We start from the raw sequence: 5,489 nt of genomic DNA, 5'->3' as shown, positions 1-5,489 counted from the left end.
CCTCGCCAGCTCCGAAAGCCATTCCCGGTGGGGCTCGCAGACAAATTCGGCCCCTTCGGAAAACCCGCAATCAGTTGAAGAGTTGGAGCCTCCACAAAATCCGGGGCGGTTCACAAGAGCGGCCAGAAGCGCAAATCGATCATCATTGCCTGCTGGAAGCAAGCCGAGCTTTGGTGATGTCATGATTTACGTAACTCTCAATAGGACACCGCTCGCGCAGGGTCTGAAAGAAGGTCGATCAGGATGTTGTGTCGCAATCCGTTCAACTCTGACAAAGCGCTGGTTTGAGTTGACGCTGTTACTACAGCGCCCTACGCCCTACGCTGCCGATGCCTGCGGGTTCGAGCGGTGGTATGGAACTTGCAATTAGTCGTGGACCTCATATTGTCAGGATTCTCCAATGTGGTTCAAGGCTAGGACTGCAGACATTTTCGACGAACCCGGTTGCGCGAAGAATAGCGCGAAAAGTGAGAAGGAGCGCAGGCAAGGTTGCGCCAAGCAACTTCCGCCAGGAGCGACTGCTGGCGGCTGTGCATTCGATGGAGCTCGGATCGCACTTCAGCCCGTGGTTGACGTAGCGCATCTTGTGCACGGGCCGATTGCATGCGAGGGCAACTCGTGGGATAACCGTCACGCCGCATCCTCCGGGTCGATGCTCTACCGGACCGGGTTCACGACTGATCTAAGTGAGATCGATGTAATCTATGGCGGCGAGAGACGGCTGTTCAGAAGTGTTCGCGAGATTATCCAAAAATATGATCCCCCTGCCGTGTTTGTCTATCAGACGTGCGTCACCGCGTTGATCGGTGACAACATCGAGGCAGTGTGTAAGCAAGCGTCAGAGAAATTCGGCAAACCTGTCATACCGGTCAACGCACCCGGTTTCGCCGGGTCGAAAAATTTCGGTAATAAACTCGGCGGGGAGGCGATTCTCGATCATGTAATCGGCTCGCGTGAGCCGGCTTACACGACGCCGTTCGACATCAATATTATCGGCGAATACAACCTCTCCGGGGAGTTGTGGCAGACGAAACCGCTCTTCGACGCGCTGGGTATCCGTATCTTGGCTTGCATCTCTGGTGATGCTCGCTACAGTGACATCGCGAGCGCTCACCGCGCGAAGGTTAATATGGTGGTGTGCTCAAAGTCGATGATTAACATCGCCACAAAGATGCAACGGCGATACGACATTCCCTACTTCGAGGGCTCTTTCTACGGAATCGGCGATGTGAGCGACGCGTTGCGCCAAGTCGCCAAGCTGCTGGTGCAGAGGGGTGCGCCCGACGATCTGATCAAACGCGCCGATCGCTTGATTGAAGCAGAAGAGGCGCGCGCGTGGGCGCGCATTGCGCCATACCGAGCGCGCCTCGATGGAAAGCGCGTGTTGCTGATTACAGGCGGTGTGAAATCCTGGTCGCTTGTTGCGGCGTTGCAAGAAGTAGGGCTCGAGATCGTCGGCACCAGTGTGAAGAAAAGCACAGAAAACGACAAGGAAAGAATCAAGGAGATCATGGGCGACGACGCGCGCATAGTCGACAATATGACGGCAAGCGAAATGTACGGCATGCTCCGCGAGGCGCAGGCCGACATCATGCTGTCCGGCGGGCGCTCGCAGTTTGTCGCGCTAAAGGCGCGGGTGCCTTGGCTTGATGTCAATCAGGAACGCCATCATCCATATGCCGGGTATGAGGGAATCGTCGAGCTGGTGCACGAGATTGACCGCGCAATCAGTAACCCGGTCTGGCAGCAGGTGCGCATTTCAGCGCCGTGGGACGACAAGTGCGAAGGGTTCTGTGGCGAGCGAATGGAGTTCACAGAGCACATGACGGAACAGTCGCCGCGTGCAAGCGCGCGCGATTGCACGAAGGCCCTTCGCCCGAGCGTCGCCGCCTGAGCATAGTGGGGAGCAGACACAATGGCAAAAGTCGTCGAATCAGGGAAAGCCTGTGCGGTCAACCCGCTAAAAATGAGCCAGCCGCTTGGTGCGAGCTATGCCGCCATGGGACTCGACGCGTGCATGCCGGTGATGCACGGTTCGCAGGGCTGCGCGTCGTTTGGCCTCGTGCTGTTGGTGCGCCATTTCAAGGAGGCTATCCCATTGCAGACCACTGCAATGAATGAGGTTACTACCATTCTGGGCGGATATGAAAACGTCGAAACGGCGCTACTGAACATCTGCAAGCGCGCGGCGCCGAAAATCATCGTGCTTTGCTCGACAGGGCTGACTGAGGCCAACGGGGAAGATGCCGCCGGTCATCTCGCGATAGTGCGCAAACGCAAGCCAGAGTTGAGCAATACCGAACTCGTGTACGTATCGACGCCAGACTACGTTGGCGCATTCGAGGACGGCTACAGGCGGGCCATCGTGGCAATCGTGAAGGCGCTTGTCAAGCCGCTTCCAGCCGTGCAGCGACAGGTCAACGTGCTGCCCGGCAGTCATCTGTCACCCAGCGATATCGACGAGTTGCGAGAGATCATTGAGGCATTCGCGTTGGATCCGATCATATTGCCAGACGTCTCCGGTTCGCTTGATGGCCACGTTGCTCCCGATTGGCGCGGGACCACGCTGGGCGGAACTTCTCTCGACCAGATACGTGCCGCAGGTGCGTCGACATTCACAATCGGCGTGGGCGAGCAAACGCGCGACGGTGCACGGGCACTGGAGACTATTGCAGGCATACCGTTCGAAATTTTTGAACGGCTCACAGGGCTCGAACCGAACGACCGGCTCTTGCATCGCCTCGCGCGATTGTCAGACCGGGAGGTCCCGATCAAATACCGGAGGCAGCGCAGCCAACTGCTGGATGCAATGCTAGACAGCCATTTTTATACAGGTGGCATCAAGGTGGCCTTGGGCGCCGAACCGGATTTGCTGCTTGCAATCGGTTCGCTGTTGCACGAAATCGGCGCAGAGCTACCCGTCTGCGTCAGCACGACTACATCGGCGTCGCATGCGCTACTGCCGACGAGCGAGGTCGTGCTCGGTGACCTTGAGGACATGGAGCGAGGCGCGAGGGATTGCGATCTGCTTATTACGCATTCGCACGGCCGGCAGATGGCCGCGCGTCTCGGCAAGCCTCTGTTGCGTGCAGGCTTTCCCGTGTTCGACCGGGTCGGCAATGCCCATCGACTCCACGTCGGCTATCGCGGAACGATGAGCCTCGTCTTCGAACTCGCGAATCTATTAATCGATCGGGTTACGCACCACCGCCCGGTCGACTGGGCTCTGCCGCAGTCGTCGCTCGACCTCGCTGCGGCAGTCGCTAACGCTGAGTAAGGAGTTGGTCGTCGCGACCATTGCATGCAGATCATGAGGGAACCATTGCATGAAAATCGCATTTGCCACGCAGGACAAACTGCATGTCGACGCGCACTTTGGTTGGGCGAAAAGCATTGTTATCTTCGATGTGACGGCCGAGGGCTACACGTTCGTGGAAGCCTTCGATTTTGGCGGGAAACTAGAGGAGGACGGCGACGAAGACAAGCTTGCACCGAAGCTGGAAGCGATCCGCGGCTGCGCGATCCTGTACGTTGCCGCAATCGGTGGTTCAGGCGCGGCGCGCGTCGTAGCGCTGAAGGTACATCCAGTCAACGTGCCACAGCCGGAGCCAATTGAGGACATCCTAATCAAGCTTAGGGATGTCCTGAAAGGTACGCCGCCGCCGTGGTTGCGCAAGGCGTTAACCAGAAATGCGCGCTGCTCAAACGACTTTGCAGAGGACGACGAGGTATCTCATGGCTAAAGCCACCGTTGACAAGATCGCCACTTTGCGGACAGCGACAACTGAGGCGCGTCCTTTTGCCACGGGAGGGGGCATGAGTGACTCGAATGAACTGAAGGCGCGCCTGAAGACACTCAATACACGGGCCATGCAAGCCAAGATGGATCTGCACGACCTTTCGGAGGATCTTCCGACTAGGTGGGAAGAGATATTGACGGTTGCGCAACGCTGTCACGAAGCTCACGCCGCGCTGATGGACGCGCGCAAGGCCGCGGCAGCGGCTCTCGACGAACCGCCTGGGAGCCGGAGATGAGCGAGATTTTTTGCGTAAAGCTACCTAGGGGGGAGATGTGGACGCCTACCTTTGTCTCGGCCCTTGATGATGAGAAGTGTATCGGCTGCGGACGATGCTTCCGGGTGTGTTCTCGTGGGGTCCTGCAGCTCGTCGGTGTAGACGAGGAGGGCGACCTTACCCCGGTAGTCGAGGATGACGACGACGAGTACGAAAAGAAGGTTATGACCATTGCGCGTCGGGAGTTGTGTATCGGTTGCACGGCATGCGCGAGGATATGCCCAAAAAAGTGCTACACGCATGCGGTGGCCATGGACTGAGCCACAAAGGACGGTGATGGACTTCTACGCGACGTTGATGCGTCACGCTGTGGACACCGACGATTCCACGGTTCTTGCCCTCGCCGGGGTACTCTCGGCGGCGTTCGGCCAAGCCGGCGTGCGCACACTGCCCATCCGCGGGTTAACTCTGGATGAAACGCACTGGCTGCTCGCGCACTGGTTTCCCGGCGTCGACAGCGCCCTGTTCTTGCAACTGGCCGCATCGCCTGCGGCGTGGCGCCAGCGATCGTGCGACGAAGAGGTCGGAGACCTCGCAAACCTTTTGAAGGCACATGCTGATCCGCTCGCAGGCACAACGATCGAAATCCATTGCGTTTCGCATGCGCTCGCCTGTGCCTGTGTGGGGGAGAAACACCTGTGGCAGGAATTGCGCCTTCGCTCGCGTAGCGAATTGCCGGTGCTGTTGGGCTATTGGTTTCCGCGGCTGGCGCAAAAAAACGTTAACGGCATGAAGTGGAAGAAATTCCTCTACAAGCAGCTGTGCGAGCGTGAGGCGTTGACTGTCTGCAAGACCTCAAACTGCGCGGAGTGTGTCGATTTCGCGGACTGCTTCGGACCAGATTGATGGTCTGGCTACCGGGGATACGTGCCCATGCGGGCCTTGGCATATTCGCCGTGAGGATGGGCTACAACTGATTGCGGGTTTCAAGCAGACTGAAGTTGCATTTGATCAGTAATGCATATGTTTCATGAAATGCATGAGTTGGCAAGACAGGCAACGCGAAGCGGAAGTGTGATTTGCGAAGTGATCGACATGGTAACGACGCGCGCGGCCATGGCGCAATGCGCCGGCGAAGTAGCGACAGGCCGCCCTGAGGGCCGCGATCAGCTGCGGCAGTAGTGCCTCAGGTTGATCATCGTGTAGGCGAGCGTCTTGAGCGCGTAGTGCACGGCACTGATGCGTTCGAAGCGCAGCAGCAGGCGGCGGAAGGTGTCCTCCCAGGCGAACACGCGCTCGATGGTGCTGAAGCGCTCCGCGAAGATGGCCGCGTCGAAATGCCGTCTGCGACCGCGCTTCGGTGCCTTGCGCCCACGCGGGTTCTCGGGAATGTTGGGCCTCATGCCGCGGTTGAAGATCGCACGGCGGTTTTCGCGGCAGTCGTAGACGCCATCCAGACTGACGGTTGAGCCCTG

General features: G+C 58.5%; 8 protein-coding genes. 6 read left to right on the top strand and 2 right to left on the bottom strand.

The features are described 5' to 3' along the window. Nucleotides 1–183: hypothetical protein (locus tag EVC45_RS46360; RefSeq protein ID WP_211193587.1), on the bottom strand; the 183-nt coding region annotated here is incomplete at its 3' end. A gap of 217 nt (nt 184–400) precedes the next feature. Between EVC45_RS46360 and nifE the strand changes: the two genes are divergently transcribed. The 6 genes from nifE to EVC45_RS43260 all read left to right on the top strand — a co-directional run bounded on the left by nifE (nt 401) and on the right by EVC45_RS43260 (nt 4,920). Next, complete coding sequence (gene nifE / locus EVC45_RS43285; protein ID WP_129964189.1) at nt 401–1,894, top strand: nitrogenase iron-molybdenum cofactor biosynthesis protein NifE; 1,494 nt, start codon at nt 401–403, stop codon at nt 1,892–1,894. Nucleotides 1,895–1,915: 21 nt separating this feature from the next. Then, entirely contained in the window at nt 1,916–3,277 is a 1,362-nt protein-coding gene (nifN, locus tag EVC45_RS43280; protein ID WP_129964188.1) for a nitrogenase iron-molybdenum cofactor biosynthesis protein NifN, read from the top strand. A 49-nt stretch (nt 3,278–3,326) separates the two neighbouring features. After that, nucleotides 3,327–3,743, top strand: a complete 417-nt coding sequence (gene nifX / locus EVC45_RS43275) for a nitrogen fixation protein NifX (RefSeq protein ID WP_129964187.1) — start codon at nt 3,327–3,329, stop codon at nt 3,741–3,743. A gap of 73 nt (nt 3,744–3,816) precedes the next feature. Further along, nucleotides 3,817–4,035, top strand: coding sequence for a CCE_0567 family metalloprotein (locus tag EVC45_RS43270; protein ID WP_129964190.1), 219 nt, complete (start codon nt 3,817–3,819; stop codon nt 4,033–4,035). Further along, complete coding sequence (gene fdxB / locus EVC45_RS43265; RefSeq protein ID WP_129964186.1) at nt 4,032–4,334, top strand: ferredoxin III, nif-specific; 303 nt, start codon at nt 4,032–4,034, stop codon at nt 4,332–4,334. Before EVC45_RS43270 ends, fdxB begins: the two co-directional genes overlap by 4 nt. Before the next feature lie 16 nt (nt 4,335–4,350). After that, nucleotides 4,351–4,920 (top strand): nitrogen fixation protein NifQ, encoded by a 570-nt coding sequence (locus EVC45_RS43260; protein WP_129964185.1) that lies wholly within the window; start codon nt 4,351–4,353, stop codon nt 4,918–4,920. A gap of 260 nt (nt 4,921–5,180) precedes the next feature. Here EVC45_RS43260 and EVC45_RS43255 read toward each other — a convergent pair. Then, a partial coding sequence (locus EVC45_RS43255; RefSeq protein ID WP_248295485.1) for a transposase occupies nt 5,181–5,489 on the bottom strand: 309 nt, incomplete at its 5' end.

This window comes from Paraburkholderia sp. UYCP14C, assembly GCF_004197395.1.
In the GTDB taxonomy this organism is placed as follows: Bacteria; Pseudomonadota; Gammaproteobacteria; order Burkholderiales; family Burkholderiaceae; genus Paraburkholderia.
The sequence above is the reverse complement of the archived record's forward strand: the minus strand, read 5'-3'. Positions and strand labels throughout refer to the sequence as shown.

Coding starts and splice junctions, on each gene's coding strand:
- nifE (WP_129964189.1), top strand. CDS start 401: ATGTGGTTCAAGGCTAGGACTGCAGACATTTTCGACGAACCCGGTTGC.
- nifN (WP_129964188.1), top strand. CDS start 1,916: ATGGCAAAAGTCGTCGAATCAGGGAAAGCCTGTGCGGTCAACCCGCTA.
- nifX (WP_129964187.1), top strand. CDS start 3,327: ATGAAAATCGCATTTGCCACGCAGGACAAACTGCATGTCGACGCGCAC.
- EVC45_RS43270 (WP_129964190.1), top strand. CDS start 3,817: ATGAGTGACTCGAATGAACTGAAGGCGCGCCTGAAGACACTCAATACA.
- fdxB (WP_129964186.1), top strand. CDS start 4,032: ATGAGCGAGATTTTTTGCGTAAAGCTACCTAGGGGGGAGATGTGGACG.
- EVC45_RS43260 (WP_129964185.1), top strand. CDS start 4,351: ATGGACTTCTACGCGACGTTGATGCGTCACGCTGTGGACACCGACGAT.